At 46.3% G+C, this 18,020-nt stretch carries 15 protein-coding genes; 8 read left to right on the top strand and 7 right to left on the bottom strand.

Features of this window, described 5'->3' with window-relative positions:
- Positions 1 to 19 precede the first annotated feature (19 nt).
- Positions 20 to 601, top strand: a complete 582-nt coding sequence (locus JMY01_RS13670; RefSeq protein ID WP_201576868.1) for a YchJ family protein — start codon at positions 20 to 22, stop codon at positions 599 to 601.
- A 4-nt stretch (positions 602 to 605) separates the two neighbouring features.
- On the opposite strand, the gene JMY01_RS13665 is transcribed toward JMY01_RS13670, so the two are convergent.
- The 3 genes from JMY01_RS13665 to JMY01_RS13655 all read right to left on the bottom strand — a co-directional run bounded on the left by JMY01_RS13665 (position 606) and on the right by JMY01_RS13655 (position 3,131).
- On the bottom strand, positions 606 to 1,502 hold the full coding sequence (locus JMY01_RS13665) for a class II glutamine amidotransferase (protein WP_201576866.1): 897 nt from the start codon (positions 1,500 to 1,502) through the stop codon (positions 606 to 608).
- A 73-nt stretch (positions 1,503 to 1,575) separates the two neighbouring features.
- Complete coding sequence (locus JMY01_RS13660; protein ID WP_227677941.1) at positions 1,576 to 1,884, bottom strand: DUF2007 domain-containing protein; 309 nt, start codon at positions 1,882 to 1,884, stop codon at positions 1,576 to 1,578.
- 53 nt (positions 1,885 to 1,937) lie between these two features.
- Positions 1,938 to 3,131, bottom strand: a complete 1,194-nt coding sequence (locus JMY01_RS13655; RefSeq protein ID WP_201576865.1) for a homoserine kinase — start codon at positions 3,129 to 3,131, stop codon at positions 1,938 to 1,940.
- Between the two features lie 178 nt (positions 3,132 to 3,309).
- On the opposite strand from JMY01_RS13655, the gene hisF reads away from it, so the two are divergent.
- The 7 genes from hisF to glmS all read left to right on the top strand — a co-directional run bounded on the left by hisF (position 3,310) and on the right by glmS (position 10,965).
- Positions 3,310 to 4,092, top strand: coding sequence for an imidazole glycerol phosphate synthase subunit HisF (gene hisF / locus JMY01_RS13650; protein WP_201576864.1), 783 nt, complete (start codon positions 3,310 to 3,312; stop codon positions 4,090 to 4,092).
- A gap of 135 nt (positions 4,093 to 4,227) precedes the next feature.
- Positions 4,228 to 4,764, top strand: coding sequence for a 6,7-dimethyl-8-ribityllumazine synthase (gene ribE, locus JMY01_RS13645; protein WP_201576863.1), 537 nt, complete (start codon positions 4,228 to 4,230; stop codon positions 4,762 to 4,764).
- A 218-nt stretch (positions 4,765 to 4,982) separates the two neighbouring features.
- Positions 4,983 to 5,789 (top strand): transcription antitermination factor NusB, encoded by an 807-nt coding sequence (nusB, locus tag JMY01_RS13640; protein WP_227677939.1) that lies wholly within the window; start codon positions 4,983 to 4,985, stop codon positions 5,787 to 5,789.
- The gene (thiL, locus tag JMY01_RS13635; RefSeq protein WP_201576862.1) at positions 5,786 to 6,862 is read left to right on the top strand and encodes a thiamine-phosphate kinase; all 1,077 of its coding nucleotides are present in this window, start codon (positions 5,786 to 5,788) and stop codon (positions 6,860 to 6,862) included. The genes nusB and thiL overlap by 4 nt, the downstream gene beginning before the upstream one ends.
- Before the next feature lie 3 nt (positions 6,863 to 6,865).
- Entirely contained in the window at positions 6,866 to 7,447 is a 582-nt protein-coding gene (locus JMY01_RS13630; protein ID WP_201576861.1) for a phosphatidylglycerophosphatase A, read from the top strand.
- Between the two features lie 134 nt (positions 7,448 to 7,581).
- Positions 7,582 to 8,964 carry a bifunctional UDP-N-acetylglucosamine diphosphorylase/glucosamine-1-phosphate N-acetyltransferase GlmU gene (glmU, locus tag JMY01_RS13625; RefSeq protein ID WP_201576859.1) on the top strand — a complete coding sequence of 461 codons (1,383 nt, stop codon included), beginning with the start codon at positions 7,582 to 7,584 and terminating at the stop codon, positions 8,962 to 8,964.
- A 147-nt stretch (positions 8,965 to 9,111) separates the two neighbouring features.
- Positions 9,112 to 10,965, top strand: a complete 1,854-nt coding sequence (glmS, locus tag JMY01_RS13620; protein WP_201576857.1) for a glutamine--fructose-6-phosphate transaminase (isomerizing) — start codon at positions 9,112 to 9,114, stop codon at positions 10,963 to 10,965.
- 179 nt (positions 10,966 to 11,144) lie between these two features.
- Here glmS and JMY01_RS13615 read toward each other — a convergent pair whose 3' ends face one another.
- The 4 genes from JMY01_RS13615 to JMY01_RS13600 all read right to left on the bottom strand — a co-directional run bounded on the left by JMY01_RS13615 (position 11,145) and on the right by JMY01_RS13600 (position 17,991).
- Positions 11,145 to 11,759 (bottom strand): YceI family protein, encoded by a 615-nt coding sequence (locus JMY01_RS13615; protein WP_201576856.1) that lies wholly within the window; start codon positions 11,757 to 11,759, stop codon positions 11,145 to 11,147.
- A gap of 128 nt (positions 11,760 to 11,887) precedes the next feature.
- Complete coding sequence (locus tag JMY01_RS13610; protein ID WP_201576851.1) at positions 11,888 to 14,998, bottom strand: efflux RND transporter permease subunit; 3,111 nt, start codon at positions 14,996 to 14,998, stop codon at positions 11,888 to 11,890.
- Positions 14,995 to 16,323, bottom strand: a complete 1,329-nt coding sequence (locus JMY01_RS13605) for an efflux RND transporter periplasmic adaptor subunit (RefSeq protein WP_201576849.1) — start codon at positions 16,321 to 16,323, stop codon at positions 14,995 to 14,997. Before JMY01_RS13605 ends, JMY01_RS13610 begins: the two co-directional genes overlap by 4 nt.
- A 318-nt stretch (positions 16,324 to 16,641) precedes the next feature.
- The gene (locus JMY01_RS13600; RefSeq protein ID WP_201576848.1) at positions 16,642 to 17,991 is read right to left on the bottom strand and encodes an FAD-binding oxidoreductase; all 1,350 of its coding nucleotides are present in this window, start codon (positions 17,989 to 17,991) and stop codon (positions 16,642 to 16,644) included.
- Positions 17,992 to 18,020 lie beyond the last annotated feature (29 nt).

Below are 18,020 nucleotides of genomic sequence, written 5' to 3'. Positions count from 1 at the left end.
ATGATAATGCGAGTAAATAATGTCAATTCCTGTACAAACCTGCCCATGTCAAATCAATCCATCACCAGACTTTACAAGCTCAGCGCTGGCTTATCAAGACTGCTGCCAGCCCTACCATGATGGTCTACTGAATAAAGAAACTGATAAAGCTGACTGTAAAAATGAATATTCTGCTGAGCGTCTGATGCGCACGCGCTACAGTGCGTTTGTCTTGGTCATTCCAGAATATATCGTCAAGACTACCCTGCCCGCACAGCAAAGCTTGCTCGATATCAAGGCGATTGAAGCGTGGGCAAAAGAGACGGATTGGGCAGGACTAGAAATCGTAGCGCACACGCCAAAGCTGGGTAAGCGTCATGCGCAGGTTGAATTTAAGGCTTATTTTAATAGCTCTGATAGTACAGCTGACAACTTGCAAGCCCACCATGAGCTATCGGCTTTTGTAAGAGTAGCGGATAAGACTACTGACAAGAAAAGTGAGCATTATGAGAATTGGTACTTTCTTGACCCGACGGTAGCGATGAGCGTGACGCAGAAACAGCCCTGTATTTGTGGTTCAGGTGAGAAGTTTAAACGCTGTTGTGGGGTTTATTTACCCTAATCCCCTAAACACTCGCCCCAACTGCTCTCGCTATCGCAATCCCTTCATCGATGGTTAAGAACTTACGCTGGCTTGGACTGTCTTTATAGAGTATTTCACCGTCTTGAAAGATTAAGCATTCATTGACAGCCAACTGTTGCCACTCCTCGTTTTCAGTCAAAGGTACGGTGACCAAAATCGTCACCTTATCAGTGTCTGTCGTCACATCACCAAAGTTAATCACTAGATCATCATCCGCCAGTTTTGCTTCACCAAATGGCGCTTGGCGTGTGAGATAAAACAACAAACTACCAGCATAGGCCAGCTGCCAACGACCATTCGATATTAGGCAATTAAATAACCCATTAGCAGATAAGTAGCGACATTGGGTGGTCAGAAAGTTAAACAACGTTTGATCGTCAGGGCGTGATTTAAAGGTACTTTTCAGCCGATTTACTAAATAGCAAAACGCCATTTCAGAGTCGGTATTACCGACTGGCTGACAATGTGAGGCATTACCATTATCTTGCAGGCGCTGACAGCGTTTAATAAACTCGCTATTCATCTGGCCGTTATGCGCAAATACCCACTGCTCGCCCCACACTTCACGGACGAAAGGATGGGTATTGGCCAAGCAGTTTTGCCCTTGCGTGGCTTTACGAATATGAGCAATGACGTTCATTGCTTTGATCGGGTAACTATTGACCAAGTCAGCGACTGGCGATAAATGGCTCGGGTGGTTGTCATGAAATAAGCGCAGTCCCGTTGAGGCATGTGCCGACTCGCATTCGCTGCGCTCAAAAAACGCAATGCCAAAGCCATCTTCATGGCTATCGGTCAGACCACCACGCTTGCGAAAGCCTGCAAAGCTAAAACCAATATCAGTTGGGACATTACAGTTCATTCCTAAAAGTTGACACATTTACGCTTTTCCGCCTTTATCACTTTGATTGTTTTAGCTATCTCGATTGTCACTACTGTTACTATTAATGACTTTAGCTGTCTTGCGTACCACGATTGATCTGCGTATCTGCTGTATTAATACCCAGATCTGCATCGCTCATGTTATCTAGCAGCGTTTCTGCCGTAGTATCCGTATCGATATTATCTAAAATCCGCTGTGCTTGCGCCAAATCCTCATCTTGCACCCAAAGTACGATGCCAGAGTTCATACCTGGGATGGCACTTAATGCTTGCAGGGAGACGGTGATGCCATTATTACGCAGCAGATTGGCGTGCAGCTCACCTTGGATATTGGTGTCATAGCGTGCCAGTTTGTGCCAGTTGTCGACTTGATTGGTCATGAGATCACCTTTGAGGTTTTGATACAGTTTTGGTGCAGGAGTAACGAAATAACTTATGCTAACTGATCCAGCTTATATTTTTTGATTACAAACTCGCCATCAGATTTTAGATTGTCACGTGCTTGCTCAGCTTGCATGGAACTGCTAAATACGCCTACTACTTGATTAGCAGCGTTATCCATATTAGCAGGATTAGTCTCTAGGAGTACAAAAACAGTGTGTTGTGCTTTTTCGACATGTGACCAATGATAAGCAGCCAGACGTTTCATCAAATCAGGGTTTTTGACCATGATATTGTCGCCAGTGCGACCTTCAGTGCGGTTGTAATGAATGACGTTCAGACGTAACAGCCAAAAAATCACAGCGGCTTTTGCTAGCATAACAGGTAACGCGCGTTTTTCATTATCAGTCAGCGCTTTTTTAGACTCGTAACCTTGTAAAAAAGCCGTCATTTTTTCACGGTCAAAGTGAACTCTTTCATCCTGCTCTGCATCGCCCCACGTGGTACAAAAGTCATTGATGGTAATGGCAATATCCATCACATAATGCTCGACGCTGACTTCGGTAAAGTCCAATAACCCAGTGAGTTTCTCATGCCCTTTGGTCAAATCCCATAAGGTGTTGTCTGCAAACATATCCAAATGACACAAGCCTTTTGGTAGATCAGCAAGTGGTAGATCACTGTAAGACTGCCAGATATCACTCATTAGTTTGGCTTCATCACCTGGCATGAATTGCATCTCACGATCACGCACTTCTGTCCATGGATACAAAGGCACACCGTATTGCTCGCTTGGCTGCAGTGCTTGCAGGGTCTCATGGAGCATCGCTAGAGCGGCACCAATATCATGACACATCGCTTGCGTGGTTTGCTGCGGATGCGCGCCTGCCAGACACGGCACAAGCGTGATACCTTTGTTTTCATAATGGATGACGTAGCGTTTTTCGGTTTTAACAGCTTCTGATTCGTTAGCCTCTGAGTCGATAATAGCCAGTGGCGCGGCTACAGGGAGTTTGCCATCTAATTGATTGAGAATAACCGCCATCTTTTCGACATCGGCAGGTGGACGCTCCTCATATAAGGTAAACACATAAGAATGCTCGCCCTCTTTATCGTCAGTTGTCTGAATAAACCAGTTAGAGTTTTTGATACCTTGGGTAATAGGAATAGCGCGGGCGAAAGACACACCAAAACGTTGGCAAAAGCTGGCAAACTGATCATCGGTTAACTGGGTATAGACAGACATGACATCTCACTTAAAACAAGTAATTAGAGGTGAATTTAGATAGTAATGGTAATAATGACACCACATACAAGCAAACTTTAACAAAAAGCGTATTAATCTTGCGAAAACCTGCCTGATATGGTGGTGATTTTGCTAGACTAGCGCCTATAAATGAATTGATTATAAGGTGAAAGCCCCTATGTTAGCAAAGCGTATCATCCCTTGTTTGGACGTGGATAATGGTCGAGTGGTAAAAGGCGTACAGTTTGTCGATATCAAAGACGCTGGCGACCCTGTCGAAGTAGCGCAGCGCTACAACGAACAAGGTGCCGATGAGATTACTTTTTTGGACATTACAGCGACTAGTGATGAGCGTGACACCACTTATCATACCGTTGAACGTATGGCAGAGACCGTGTTTGTCCCATTAACAGTGGGGGGCGGTGTACGTAAAACAGCAGATATTCGTAACCTGCTGAACGCTGGCGCAGATAAAGTAGCGATCAACTCAGCGGCGGTATTTACGCCTGAGTTTGTCGGTGAAGCGGCGCAAAAGTTTGGCAACCAATGTATCGTCGTTGCGATCGATGCCAAGCGTGTCGCTGATATTGAGATTGATGGCATTGTCATACCGCGCTGGGAGATTTTCACTCACGGTGGACGTAAGCCAACTGGCATCGATGCGGTTGCTTGGGCCATCAAAATGGCCGAGCTGGGCGCTGGCGAATTATTGGTCACCTCGATGGATGGTGATGGCACCAAAAAAGGCTATGACTTGGCCTTGATGCAACAGATTACTAGCCAAGTAAATGTGCCTGTCATCGCCTCTGGTGGTGTGGGAAACTTACAGCATTTGGCTGACGGTGTCCTCAAAGGTGGCGCCGATGCCGTGCTTGCAGCCAGTATTTTTCATTTTGGTGAGTATACCGTTCAGGAAGCCAAAGAATACATGGCAGCGCAAGGAATACAGATGCGCCTGTGACACCTTTGTAAGCTACAAATACATCAAAAAAATGCTATCATAGTCAACTACTTACTTTTAGTTCATTGAGCTATTAAGCATTTAATAATTACTGGCATTTAAATCAATAAATTTTTCAAAAAATAGGATATCTTCATGTCGAATTTACAACAGCAGCGCAATGACATTACCCATATCGATGGCAACCTACACCAAAACGAAGATGCTCGCATTGGTATCGTCGTTGGTCGTTTCAATGGTTTTGTCGTCGAGTCATTGGTAGATGGCGCTATCGATGCGCTACTACGTCATGGCGTATTGGGCAGCAACATTACGGTCATTCGTGTGCCTGGTGCGTTTGAACTGCCACTGGTTGCCCAGCGCGCTGCTGAGTCTGATCGCTTTGACGCCATCATTGCTTTGGGCGCTATCATCCGTGGTAGCACGCCGCATTTCGACTTCGTTGCAAGCGAGTCAGCTAAAGGCTTAAGCAATGTCGCTACTGACTATAATATCCCTGTTGCGAACGGCGTCATCACAACTGATAGCATTGAACAAGCGATTGAGCGTTCTGGTACCAAAGCGGGTAATAAAGGCTCTGAAGCTGCCATGGTCGTGCTTGAAATGCTGGCTGTTTTATCACAGCTAGACATTGATGATGACTACGATAGTGATAATAGCGATGATGCTTAATCAAAACGTTATTTTATAGATTAGTTAAGCGTTCATTGGCGCTGTGGTTTCGATAATTTTTTTTAAATAACCACAGCGTCAATATTATTAGTAGTGCTATAAAGCTGGTAGTATTGCTACAAAGCTGAGCTGCAAAATCCGACTGTCAAAGCCGTCAGTCGATGACTATTTAACATATATTATGCTATTTTTAATTAAAAACTAGGTATTGACCCCCTATGACTGACCAACTCAAGCGCGCCATTAGCGCTGCGAAAACTGCACAAAGCAATACTGCCACTACAGATCAGGCCAGTAACGGTGCGGAACAACAAAACTTCGAGATGAGTGAGTCTTCTTATAAGACCAGTCACACCGCTGTGCGTAAAGCAAGGCGCTTTGCGATGCAAGGCCTATACGAATGGCTTGTTACGGATCATCGTTTTGACAAAGACGGCAAGCTAGGCTGGAAGGCCAATGCACCACATGACATCGCCGCGCGTACCCGTGCAACCAATGCCATGCATACCGTACACATCGGCTACTATCACGAAATGATGCGTGATATCCCAGAGCAGATCGAAGCGCTAGATGCTCTGATCAGCCAACATTTGGATCGCGAAATCGATAAGCTCGATACCGTTGAGCACGCCATCTTACTGATTGGTGCTTATGAGCTACAAAACCGTCTTGAGGTTCCTTATAAAGTAGTACTTGATGAAGCCATGAAGCTGAATAATCACTTCGGTGCGACAGACGCTCATAAGCTGATTAACGCTGTGCTTGACAGAATGGCTGTTGAGCTACGTGATGCGGAAGTACAAGCCGATACTAAGGCCAATCTACGCACCTCACAAAAAGCAGCGGCCAAGTCAGCAGAAGCTATAAAAGAAAAAGGCCTTGCTAAAGAAGAGACTGCAGCTGCAGACAGTAAGCCAGCGAAGCCACGTATTAGTGCCAATAAAACTAACGTTAAACGCGACCGCGCCAACAAAGTCGGTGCCGATGCTCCTAACACTGATAGCAAAAGCCAAGACGAATCATGAATGAATTTGAGCTGATTGAGCAAGTATTCTTGCAATTACAAGCCGAGCACTCACCAGCTGCTGGTATTGAAAAGAGCATTGGTGATGATGCAGCAGTGATAAGCTTGCCTGCAGGCTCACGCTTGGTCAGCTGTATTGATACCTTGGTTCAAGGTCGACACTTTAGTGCCGATTGGGATGAAGTCCATAAACTGGCATTTTCAATTGGTTATAAAGCCGTAGCGGTCAATGTCTCAGACCTTGCCGCGATGGGTGCGACGCCGCACAGTATTCTGTTGGCGTTAGCATTACCTGAACGTCTTGCCCATAAACAATGGCTCACAGAATTTTCCAAAGGCTTATTTCACGCCTGCCAACTGTTTGGAGTGACGCTTATTGGTGGTGATACCACCCGCAATAATACCTTGGTGCTCAGCATCAGCGCTCAAGGAATATTGGCCGCAGACACCCCAGCAGTCTATCGTTCAGGGGCACAAGTCGGTGACAAAGTCTATGTATCAGGCACACTTGGTGATGCTAATTATGCGTTGCAACATCCTGATAATGCTATCGGCAAAGAGCTAGCACATCGTCTGCACATGCCGACCCCGCGTATTGCACTAGGTACAGCGTTGGCAGAGATTGGCGCAACTGCGATGATAGATATCTCTGATGGTATCTATCAAGACCTTGGACATATCTGTCAACAAAGCAGCGTTGGTATGCAAATTAATCTTGAGCATATACCTAGCAGCAAAGCACTCGCCAGCGTTGATTTAGCAGAGCGCTTATTATGTCAATTGGCTGGCGGTGATGATTACGAGCTAGCATTTACCTTGCCTGCTGATATTGAGCTCCCTATTAGTAGCAGCAATACTCCTGTCACCTGTATCGGTGAAGTCATTGCGCTAGCAAGCAACCTAACAAACAGTGATTTTGCAAACAGTCCAGTAAGCAATACAGTTACTGCTGCCAATATCTCCAAAACCGTGCTTCCTGAATTATGGTATCAAGGACAGCGAGTAACAGCGTCTCATCCAACGCCATTTTCCACATGGCCAAATCTTACTGGTTACCAACATTTTGCAGGCTAACCCATGACTGAACATGATTTATCTAAGCCCGATATCCGTAAAGCCAATGACTGCCCGCCTCTACCAGCAGATGCTAGTATGCTTGACCGTGTGGTGTATTGGTTAGGTATTGGTTTGGGCAGTGGTTTGCCCCGCCGTGCACCCGGTACTTGGGGCACTGTTGGTGGATTTATTGTCGCCATACCGCTGATGAGCTTGGGTTTTGTGCCGTTTTTAATCATCACTCTCTTATCCTGCATCATTGGTATCTGGATATGCGGTCGTACTTCCGAGTTAATGCAGACCCATGATGACCCACATATTGTCTGGGATGAGTGGGCGGGTATCTGGATTACCTTGTTACCATTTTCTTATATGAGTGTGACGACAGATACCTTTTGGCAAGATATTTCACAAAGTTTGTCTATCATTGCGCTTATCCTCGCCTTTATACTGTTCCGGTTTTTTGACATTATTAAGCCACCACCGATTGGTTGGGCCGACAAGAGAGTCGCAGGCGGTCTGGGTATTATGCTCGATGATATCATCGCTGGAGTTATGGCAGCGGCCGTATGGCTTGTCGTCATGCTAGGTATACTGCTCTAAATAACTGCGTTTTGATCAAGCTATCTTAAGGCGATAAATGTATGGTCAGTAAATATTCACCTAAAGGAATATGGACTTTCCCGACATTTGCGCTATAATAAAATTATATTTGTTACATTTAACATAGGGCTTTTATGACATCTTCCCTTTCTGTAATTATTCTTGCTGCCGGAAAAGGTACGCGTATGCAGTCTGCTAAGCCAAAAGTCTTACAGACATTAGCAGGCAAACCACTACTCGGTCACGTGTTAGATACTTGTGACAACTTGACTGTAGCGAAAACCATTGTGGTACATGGCTTCGGCGGTGAGCAAGTACAAACAGCAATGAATAGCCAGTATGCGCATCTACCGATTACGTGGGTTGCACAGACTGAACAGCTAGGAACGGGGCATGCCGTTAAAGTCACCCTAGAGCAACTTCCAAAAGACGGGCAAAGTCTTATTTTATACGGTGATGTGCCATTAGTCAGCCGTCAGACATTAGCCACACTGCAGACCGCCAATACCGATGGCATGTCAATGCTGACACTAACGGTAGATAATCCGTTTGGACTTGGCCGTATCAAACGTGATGCTGCAGGTAATGTCCAAGCAATCGTCGAGCAAAAAGACGCCAGTGCCGATGAGCAGCAAATTCAAGAGATTAATAGTGGTATTTATTGCGTCGATAATGCTTTATTACATAAATACTTGCCAAAGCTATCAAATAATAATGCACAACAAGAATACTATCTGACTGATATCGTCAAATTGGCAGTCGCTGACGGTGTTAGCATTGCTGCCATTGAGCCTGAGCATGCCTTTGAGATTGAAGGCGTTAATAACCGCCAACAGCTGGCAAGTTTAGAGCGCACTTGGCAAGGAAAACTGGTCGCCGATTTACAAGAAGCGGGCGTCCAGTTTGCCGACCCTACTCGCGTCGATATTCGTGGTACGTTGACCGCAGGTCAGGACGTGTTTGTAGATGTCGGTGTGGTATTTGAAGGCGACTGTACCTTAGGTGATAATGTCTATATCGAAGCAGGCTGCGTGATTAAAAATGCCCAGATTGGCAATGCTTGCCATATTAAACCTTACTGTGTGATTGATCGTGCCGAAGTCGGTGCTGGGGTTGATATTGGTCCTTTTGCGCATTTGCGCCCTGAGACCATATTATCCGATAACACTAAAGTGGGTAATTTTGTAGAAATTAAGAAATCAACCATTGGTCATGGCAGCAAGGTCAATCATCTAAGCTATGTTGGCGATTCAACCGTAGGTATGAATGTCAATATCGGTGCTGGCGTCATTACTTGTAATTATGATGGGGTGAATAAATCGCAAACAGTTATTAAAGACAATGTGTTTGTCGGCTCTAACTCTAGCCTAGTTGCACCAGTAACGATCGGTGATACTGCCACAGTAGCCGCAGGTTCTGTGATTACCAATGACGTTGATAATAATGCCTTGGCTCTGGGCCGTGCTCGTCAAGTACAAAAAGCAGATTTCCAGCGTCCGACCAAAAACTCAAAATAGTCAGATCGTTACTAATAGTGTTTGAATAAATAGAAGCAGTGCGGCAAATTTTGTGGTGCTGCTTCATCTCATTTTTGTTGCTTATTAAACAGACATAAACAGACATCGAAGCATTGATACATTAAAAACCAAATTTAAGGAATAACTATGTGCGGAATTGTAGGCGCAGTTGCTGAGCGTAATATCGCTAATATCTTACTTGAAGGCTTAAAGCGCCTCGAATACCGCGGTTATGATTCCGCTGGTTTGACTGTCATTCGTGATGGTGAACTGCGCCGTGAGCGCCAAGTGGGTAAAGTACAAGAATTGGTTGATGCCGTCGCTAACGATCCAGAAAACTTTAACGGCCATATCGGTATTGCCCATACACGCTGGGCGACCCATGGTGAGCCTGCACAGCGCAACGCTCATCCGCACGTCTCAGGTAAAATCGCCGTCGTACATAATGGCATTGTCGAAAACTATGCTGAGCTCAAGGAAGATTTGGTCGCAAAAGGCTATGAGTTTACCTCACAGACCGACACTGAAGTAGTCGCGCATCTGATCCATGATATCTATAAAGACAAGTCTGACCTGCTAGAAGCCGTACGTGCCGTCACTCCATTGTTACATGGTGCATTCGCCCTTGGAATTATCCATATTGATAGCCCAGAAGAATTGATTACTGTTCGTTTAGGCTCTCCTTTGGTCATTGGTGTGGGTATTGGTGAGAACTTTATTGCCTCAGATCAGTTGGCGCTATTGCCAGTGACCAATCGCTTTATGTATCTAGAAGAAGGTGACATTGCCAAGATAACCCGCGATAGTATTCAGGTTTATGCCGACGGTGTCGAGGTAAATCGCGCTATCAATGAGATTGATGCTGCGCAGTTCAGTGCTGACAAAGGTGAGTTTAAGCATTATATGCTCAAAGAGATTTATGAGCAGCCTGATGCGGTCGCTCGTACTATCGAGATGGCTATCGATAGCGGCGCAACCTCAAAGTCGCCTAAATTACGTGCTGAATTTTTGCATCGCCATGAAGCCCAGCTTGCAAGCATTCGTCATATACAAGTCATCGCATGTGGTACCAGCTATCATGCTGGTCTGGTCGCCAAATATTGGTTTGAAAGTCTGACGCGCTTACCGTGTTCAGTTGAAATCGCTAATGAATTTCGCTATCGCAATCCCGTTGTCGTTGATAACTCGCTAGTGATTTGTATCTCACAGTCTGGCGAGACGGCTGATACCCTCTCTGCGCTGCGTGAGATTCAACGAAATAAGCCAACAGGGCTAGTGACATTAGCAATATGTAACGTGCCAACCTCATCCTTAGTGCGCGAAACAGATATATCTATACCAACGCTTGCAGGCCCTGAGATTGGTGTGGCATCTACCAAAGCCTTTACCACTCAGTTAGTCGCACTCATGCTGTTATTACTGAAAGTCGGCGTCGTACAACAACGTATCGATGATGAGCGTTTGGCATACTTGTTAGAGAACCTACAAAAGCTACCTGGCCAGCTGAATGCCAGTTTAAAACTTGATGCTCCTATTAAGGCGATGAGCGAAAGCTTTGAGCACAAAACCAGTTGCTTATTTCTAGGTCGCGGTTTGCAATTTCCAATCGCTCTAGAAGGTGCACTTAAGCTTAAAGAAGTCTCTTACATTCATGCAGAAGGCTACGCAGCAGGCGAGCTCAAGCATGGCCCGTTAGCATTGGTTGACAAGGACATGCCCATCGTCGTTCTTGCACCCAAGGACAGCATGTTCGATAAGCTCAAAGCCAATATGCAAGAAGTTCATGCCCGTCATGGTGAGCTGTTCGTATTCGCTAGTGATGCCAGTCAAATGGTTGAAGAAGATCGCTTGCACATAGTGTATGTCCCTGAGGTCTGCGAAACGCTAGCCCCTATTCTATATAGTGTGCCCATACAGCTATTATCCTATCATGTAGCAGTCATGCGTGGCACAGACGTTGACCAGCCGCGTAACTTGGCAAAGAGCGTCACGGTCGAATAGGTTTATCGTTCGTGGAAAATGACAATGTGGAAAATAACAATGTGAGCGAGTAATAAAGCCTCATCATATTGGACGTAAAAATAACCCCTGCTATTACTAATAGCAGGGGTTTTTATGTTTAAACAGTTTAACTTAATCATCAAACCCGATGCATCGATAAGCTTAACTTGTGGCTCGATCTACTGCTTCGCCGCTTCAATTTGGATATCTAAGCTGACATCTTTGGTGATACCGAGTAATACATATTTGCTAATACCCCATTGTGTGCGATCAATAGTAGTGGTGAAGTCGCCACCGCAGACTGGCTTTTTCAGCATAATATTAAAGTAACAATTAAATTTGGTAGCCGTGAGACTGACGGGATGTGTCTCACCATTTAGAGTTAAATTGCCATCAACTTTTGTGACTTGCGAGCCTGATTTTGCATCGCCAAAGTGCCACTTAGTTGATTGAAAGTAAGCCAATGGGAACTGTTCTACATCAAAGAAGTCCGGGCTTTTTAAAGCTAAATCAAAAGCTTTATTTCCTGTATTGATAGAATTCATTGGAATGACTAATGAAACGTCACCTGTCTGTGCTTTTGGATCATACTCTATTTGCCCTGTGATGTTATAAAATCCGCCCGTATTGGTAGAGGTATTAAAGTGATCAATGGCGAAGCGCACGTTAGCATGGGTGGGGTCAATGTGGTAGGTAGCCGCATGACTGCTCATCATAGCGCACATAGATAATAGCAAGGCGCCCAGAGACTTACGATAAGAGGATACTAGTGGCGAAAATGAAAGCTGACTCATGATTATATTCCTTTGTGGGTAATGCTTAATGGCATTTAGCGATCATATTATTTGTCATAACATTAGCTTCAAATGCACCCATACTGCTGACCTACTATTTATATCGTCAATAAAATATCGTCAATCCACTATAACTCATCAGCAGCTGGACTGTCTTCATTTTTACCATGCGGGATCAGCCACTTAGCAAACCACGCCGACAGGTCATCCATTAGAGTATAAACAACTGGAATCACCACCAAGCTTAATAAAGTAGAGGTCACTAGCCCGCCGAGGACAGCCGCTGCCATCGGGCGACGGAAGGTAGGATCAGCCTCACCCCAACCAAATATCAATGGCAACATGCCAGCCCCCATCGCGATACTCGTCATAATGATAGGACGTGCACGCTTGCGGCAGGCATCAATGATTGCCTCAAAACGCTCAAGGCCACGGCGCTGGGCTATCAGTGCATAATCCACCAGCAAGATAGAGTTTTTGGTGGCGATACCCATCAGCATAATAAAGCCAATCATCGACGGCATCGATAAGCTGCTGCCCGTAATGACCAATCCCACAAATGCCCCGCCTATCGATAGCGGCAATGCCATCAAAATCGTGAAGGGCTGCAATAAACGCCCGAATAATAGAATCAGCACCCCTAAGATACAAACGATACCCACCGACATGGCGATGACAAAGCCACTAAATAGCTCAGCCATATTCTCTGCCTGACCTTGGTCAATCACCGTAATCGAAGCCGGCAAACTCTGCATGGTCGGGGTGTTTTTGACTGCCTGTACCAAGTCGCCAAGCTCTCCATCTTCAGGCTGTACAGTGATACTAATCGCCCGCTCGCGATCTAGTCGGCTGATTTGGGCAGGACCTGTACCAAAGCTTAGGTCTGCCACCTCACCGACACGTACTCCTTGTCCTGCTGGTCGCGCACTAGGAACATACAAGCCTTCTAACTGACTGACATTTTGCTTGGCAATGTCAGGCAGGCGCACCACAATAGGAATTTGCCGCGTGTCTAAATTCAGCTTAGATAAGCGCTGCTCATAATCACCCACTGTAGCGATACGTAAGGTGGCAGCGATGTCTTGGGTGGTGACGCCTTTGTCTGCCATGGCTAACCGATCAGGAGTGACAGTCAGCTCTTGCCGCGGTAAGCTGCGATCACTGGTGACTGCGCCAACGCCAGGCAATGCGCGTATGTCTGTCATAATCTGTTGCACAGTCTGCTCTAGCACTTGTGGACTGGTACTGGTCAAGGAGAAGTTATATCCAGTCTCACCGCCAACTGCGAGACCAATGGTAAAGCGCGCGCCCGGTATTTCTGACAATATGGCGCTAATGCGTTTTTCTATGTCCTGCTTGGAGGCGCGCTCGGCTCTTGGTGTCAGCACAATATCTAAGCTACCGATGTTTTTTGCCATATTACCACTACCGCTAGCGTTCGGCCCCATAGCCGCTTGCGCTTGCCCTACCGTGGTAAAAGTACTCTCAACTTCTGGCATTTCTGAGATACGCGCATCTGCTAGTGCGACTACGCGCTCGGTATCTTCAAGCTCAACATCAGGTGTCAGCTCAACCGCGACTCGTGTCTGATTCACATCGTCATCAGGAATAAAGGCAGTCGGTAACAGCTTCACCAATGCAAGTGAGGCTATAAACAACGCCACCGTTGCCGCCATCGTCAACCAACGCTTATGCAGCGTCCATGATACGACTTTGAGATACCACGACATGACCTTGCTTTGTTTTTCAACTTGCTTCTTTTCAGGGCGCAACACATAGGCTGCCATCATCGGCGTAATCAGACGTGCGACCATCAGTGAGGCAAATATCGCCAAAGCAGCCGTCCAGCCAAACTGCCGAAAGAACTGTCCAACGATGCCGCCCATAAAGGCCGTGGGCAAAAACACTGCAATCAAGGTAAAGGTCGTCGCAACAACCGCCAACCCAATCTCTTCCGCTGCCTCCATGGCCGCCTCGTACGGCGTTTTTCCCATACGCAGATGGCGCATGATGTTTTCGACCTCAACGATGGCATCATCGACCAGTACCCCAATGACTAAAGACAAGGCCAATAACGAGATAATATTGAGACTGAAGTCAAACAGATACATCCCCAAAAAGGTGGGAATAATTGATAATGGCAGCGCCACAGCAGTCACAATGGTCGCGCGAATATTGCGTAAAAATAAGAAAACTACCACGACAGCTAAAATACCGCCTTCAATCAGCATTCGTAATGACGCTTGATAGTCATCGGCGACTGGCGTGGCTCTATCGTAGGCTTTATTGATAGTGATATTGCCCATATCTGCACTCAGCTGTGCGAGCGCCTCATCGGTACGCGCCATTACTTCAACTTCACTGGCACCGCGCGAGCGGGTGATATCAAATGCCACAACGGTTTGCCCATCGAGCTTGGCAACAGAGCTTCTATCAGCAGGACCATCTGTCACTTCGGCCATACGCCCTAGCGCTTGCGTGCCACCAGTCGGTACGGCAATCTGCAACTCATTCAGCTCATCGGCACGCTCAACTGCTCCTAGTACACGGATGGTTTGCGTGGTCTTGCCGACTTCAGCTTCTCCGCCTGAGCTGTCTTGCTGAATGCCTGCGATCTGCTGCGACAGCTGAATAATAGAAAACTGCAAGCCACTTAAGGCAATGGGGTCGGCTGCGACAGTAATCTCACGCTCAAGACCACCGATTCGGCTGATTGAGCCAACACCTTGGATATCAGATAAACGCTTGGTAATGGTGTCATCGACGAACCATGATAAGTCCTCAACACTCATATTATCAGCCGAGACCGTATAGGTAACGATGGGAAATCCTGAGGTTGAGACCTTGGTAATGATGGGCTCATTAACCGCTGCTGGCAAGTCACCACGCACCTCACCGACGGCTGAGCGCACATCATCGACCGCTTCTTGAATGTCTTTATCCAATATGAATTCAGTCGAGATAGTCGCTACGCCTGTCTGTAGGCTACTGCGAATATGCTTGATACCGTTGATGCTGGTGAGCTGGTTTTCAATCTTTTTGGCAACGTCGTTTTCAAGCTGGGCAGGTGCTGCACCTGGTAAGGTCACTGTGACCACCACCGCAGGCAAATCAATGTCAGGAAACTGCTGCACCTTCATTTGCAAAAAACCGTACACACCGCCCATCGTCAACAGCACAAACAGTAAAATCGCGACCAATGGGTTCCTAATCGAATACGACGACACATTAAAATTCATGATTGCGCCTGCGCTGTATTGGTTGCTGTGTTGACATTTTCATTGAGTCCATCAACAATCCGCACCAAATCGCCATCATTCAAAAAGCTGCCGCCTTGCTTGACCAGTCTACTGTCAGCAGGTAATGGCTCAGTAAGCGCCACGCTGTCACCGATGCGCTCTCCCAACGTCACGCGCTGCTGCTGGATACGCCCAAGCGTTTTATCATTCTGTGTTTTCACGTCTGTCACTAGCATCACATAATCATAACCATCATTACTGACGATGGCGCTATTGGGCACCGTTTGCATGCTTGCGCTGCCCAGCATAAACTCGCCCGTTTGATACATGCCAGCACGTACCGCTGGATTGGCAGCTAAGCTCACATAAATAGTGATTTGGCGATTGTTATCTGCGGTTGGCGCGATGCGGCTTACTTGTCCCATCACTGACTGATCTCTTGGTAAGCTGACCTGCACTGGCGTACCTATAGTCACGTCACCGATGAGCTTGGGATCGATATCTGCACGCCATTCCAAAACACCGTTCTTAATAATGGTAAATAGTGGCTCACCGCCCGCGACCATACCGACCTCAATCATCTTGTCACTGATAATCCCATTGACTGGCGCGACAACTTTGGCATTTTCAAGATTTAGCTGCTGATTACTCAAGCGCGCTTTTGACGCTTGTAGCGAGGCTCTAGCACGCAGCTCTGAGGTGCGATAACGATCAGCTTCTTGTTTGCTGATAGCGTCGATATCGAGTAGCGGCAGTACACGTGCCGCATCAGCACTGGCATTGGCAAGTGTGGCCTCAGCTTCTGCCACGTCTGCTTGTGCTTGTACCACTTGCTGCTCCATAGCATCTGTATCAAATACCGCCAGTACTTGACCCGCTTTGACCTGATCACCCTCTTCAACCAAGATACGCTCAATGGCAACCCCATTGACTTTGGCACTGACATTCGCGGTGTCTTTGGCACTGATTGTCCCATCCGCCGTTAGCGTGTTGCCGATACTCTCTTGGCTAGGCATGACTGTCTCAACTGACAATACGGCTTGCTCGCTAGCAGTGCTATCCGTAGCTGCATTATCACTCTGTGCACCCGAAGATACTGCTTTTACCTCAGCATCCGTACTTCCACCCCAATATCTGCCTAGCAATACACCAATCACCAGCACCGCTGCCAATACTGGTAAAAACCATACAGGAAACTTTGACGATGGCTGACTAGCAGGCACCTCTGTCTGACGATAGGGTGGCAGTTCAGACTCAGGTATCGGCTCTGGCGGCATAGGCGGCTGAACCGCTTGCTTATCGTTAGGGTCTTGAAAGTCACTCATAGTCAGTCTCTGTAAATACGCGCATTAATAAAAATTTTATTCTTTAAGGGTTGGAAGTGGTTGCAACTAGACTGGCAAAAAAACCAATCGATATTATTATTCTTTTTAGTATTTTATAGTATCGCAACGAGCGGTCAATCATTAGTTACTCTCAAAAGGTGGCCTGTATCGGTCAAACTATTTGAATGCAAAGGGTTGTGAATGCAGAAGGTTGTGAGTACTAACGAATCATAGGTAGGTTCTGCTGCCCCTCTAAAATTTGCAGGTCATCATTTCTCAAGTAGCCATTTATCAGGTCGCCATTTACAAGCAGACACCCTATAAGCCACGCTCTTCAAATTTGTCTACTAAGGTCAATGCCCCAGTCAACGCCTTTGCACTACACCAGCTTAATACATCCCCTGGCAGACGAATCGCTTTTCGATTGACGATCCAAAAGTCAGTCAGATCACTATTTTGCTCACTGAGTAATTGCGCGATTAACTTACCATTTAAGTGAGTTAAAGAGACGCCATGACCTATACAACCGCAGGTATAAATAATCTTTTTGGAGTTTAGATAGCCAATCTCTGGGGTCATATCTAAGTTAACTGAAGTCGGACCGCCCCATTTATAAGCGATTTTGACCTCCTGTAATTGCGGATAAATCCACTTAAGATGATCTTCACAGTGCTGCCACGCTTTTGGATTGCTATCTTTATCCATATTCTTGCCATAAGCCACATCGACGCGCCCGCCTCCCATCGTGATGCGTCCATCTGCTGTCGGCCTAAAATAATGTACCAGTTGCCTATTGTCTTCAAACGCTTGTCTCTTATGCCAGCCAATAGAGTCCCATTGCTCTTGAGTCAGAGGTTCCGTGACCACTTGATACGTCCAAACAGGAAGTTGCTGGTTTTTTAGGCTGACACTAGGCACGTTGCGTGAATAGCCATTGGTACCAATGACCAGTTTTTCACTGGTGATACTGCCCTTGGGTGTCGTTACTTTGATGGTTCTGGATTCTTGGATGTCTATCGCCGGCGTCGTTTCATAGATATCGATGCCTATCTGCAAACAGATTCTTTTTAATTCTCGCACCTGTTTGCAAGGGTTTAGTAGACCCGTCTGTGTTTCATACATACCTGCGAGGAACTTATCGGTTTTAAATTCTTGAGCCAGCGCCTCTTTTTTGCACCATGACATATCGCTATCTAGACCTAACTTTTGAAACAACTCATAGGTCTTGCTCAGTCTTTTGGCTTGCCTATCAGAATAGGCGACTCGAAACATACCAGTATGCTGATAATCAGATTGAAAGTCATGCTCTTGCACCAGTTGCTGCACATGATCTACCGCTTTCAGCATATATTGATGCGCTTGGATGGTTTTTTGCTCACCCCATCGCAGCACTGTTATCTCAGGCTCGAGACCGAATAGCTTCATACTAAAGCCACCGTTGCGCCCACTAGCACCGTAGCCGATTATCGCCGCTTCAATAACAACGACCGTCGCATTAGGATTGATTTTCTTAAACTCATAAGCCGTACTCAGACCACTAAAACCACCACCGATAATACACACATCAGCCGTTATGTCAGTTGTAAGCGTAGGATTAGGATCATACTGACCATAATCTTTTAACCAAAAAGATTTGTCTTCATACATAGTTTGGTCGTTGACGGTCATGATCTACTCCTGTTTATCTAAATATGGGC

The sequence above is a fragment of the Psychrobacter sp. H8-1 genome, from assembly GCF_904846575.1.
Lineage (GTDB): Bacteria > Pseudomonadota > Gammaproteobacteria > Pseudomonadales > Moraxellaceae > Psychrobacter > Psychrobacter fulvigenes.
Note: the sequence above shows the minus strand (reverse complement) of the source record. Positions and strands in the feature narration are given on the sequence as shown.

Coding starts and splice junctions, on each gene's coding strand:
- nusB (WP_227677939.1), top strand. CDS start 4,983: ATGACTGACCAACTCAAGCGCGCCATTAGCGCTGCGAAAACTGCACAA.
- JMY01_RS13600 (WP_201576848.1), bottom strand. CDS start 17,991: ATGACCGTCAACGACCAAACTATGTATGAAGACAAATCTTTTTGGTTA.
- thiL (WP_201576862.1), top strand. CDS start 5,786: ATGAATGAATTTGAGCTGATTGAGCAAGTATTCTTGCAATTACAAGCC.
- JMY01_RS13615 (WP_201576856.1), bottom strand. CDS start 11,759: ATGAGTCAGCTTTCATTTTCGCCACTAGTATCCTCTTATCGTAAGTCT.
- JMY01_RS13610 (WP_201576851.1), bottom strand. CDS start 14,998: ATGAATTTTAATGTGTCGTCGTATTCGATTAGGAACCCATTGGTCGCG.
- glmS (WP_201576857.1), top strand. CDS start 9,112: ATGTGCGGAATTGTAGGCGCAGTTGCTGAGCGTAATATCGCTAATATC.
- JMY01_RS13630 (WP_201576861.1), top strand. CDS start 6,866: ATGACTGAACATGATTTATCTAAGCCCGATATCCGTAAAGCCAATGAC.
- JMY01_RS13660 (WP_227677941.1), bottom strand. CDS start 1,884: ATGACCAATCAAGTCGACAACTGGCACAAACTGGCACGCTATGACACC.
- hisF (WP_201576864.1), top strand. CDS start 3,310: ATGTTAGCAAAGCGTATCATCCCTTGTTTGGACGTGGATAATGGTCGA.
- JMY01_RS13605 (WP_201576849.1), bottom strand. CDS start 16,323: ATGAGTGACTTTCAAGACCCTAACGATAAGCAAGCGGTTCAGCCGCCT.
- glmU (WP_201576859.1), top strand. CDS start 7,582: ATGACATCTTCCCTTTCTGTAATTATTCTTGCTGCCGGAAAAGGTACG.
- JMY01_RS13665 (WP_201576866.1), bottom strand. CDS start 1,502: ATGTGTCAACTTTTAGGAATGAACTGTAATGTCCCAACTGATATTGGT.
- ribE (WP_201576863.1), top strand. CDS start 4,228: ATGTCGAATTTACAACAGCAGCGCAATGACATTACCCATATCGATGGC.
- JMY01_RS13655 (WP_201576865.1), bottom strand. CDS start 3,131: ATGTCTGTCTATACCCAGTTAACCGATGATCAGTTTGCCAGCTTTTGC.
- JMY01_RS13670 (WP_201576868.1), top strand. CDS start 20: ATGTCAATTCCTGTACAAACCTGCCCATGTCAAATCAATCCATCACCA.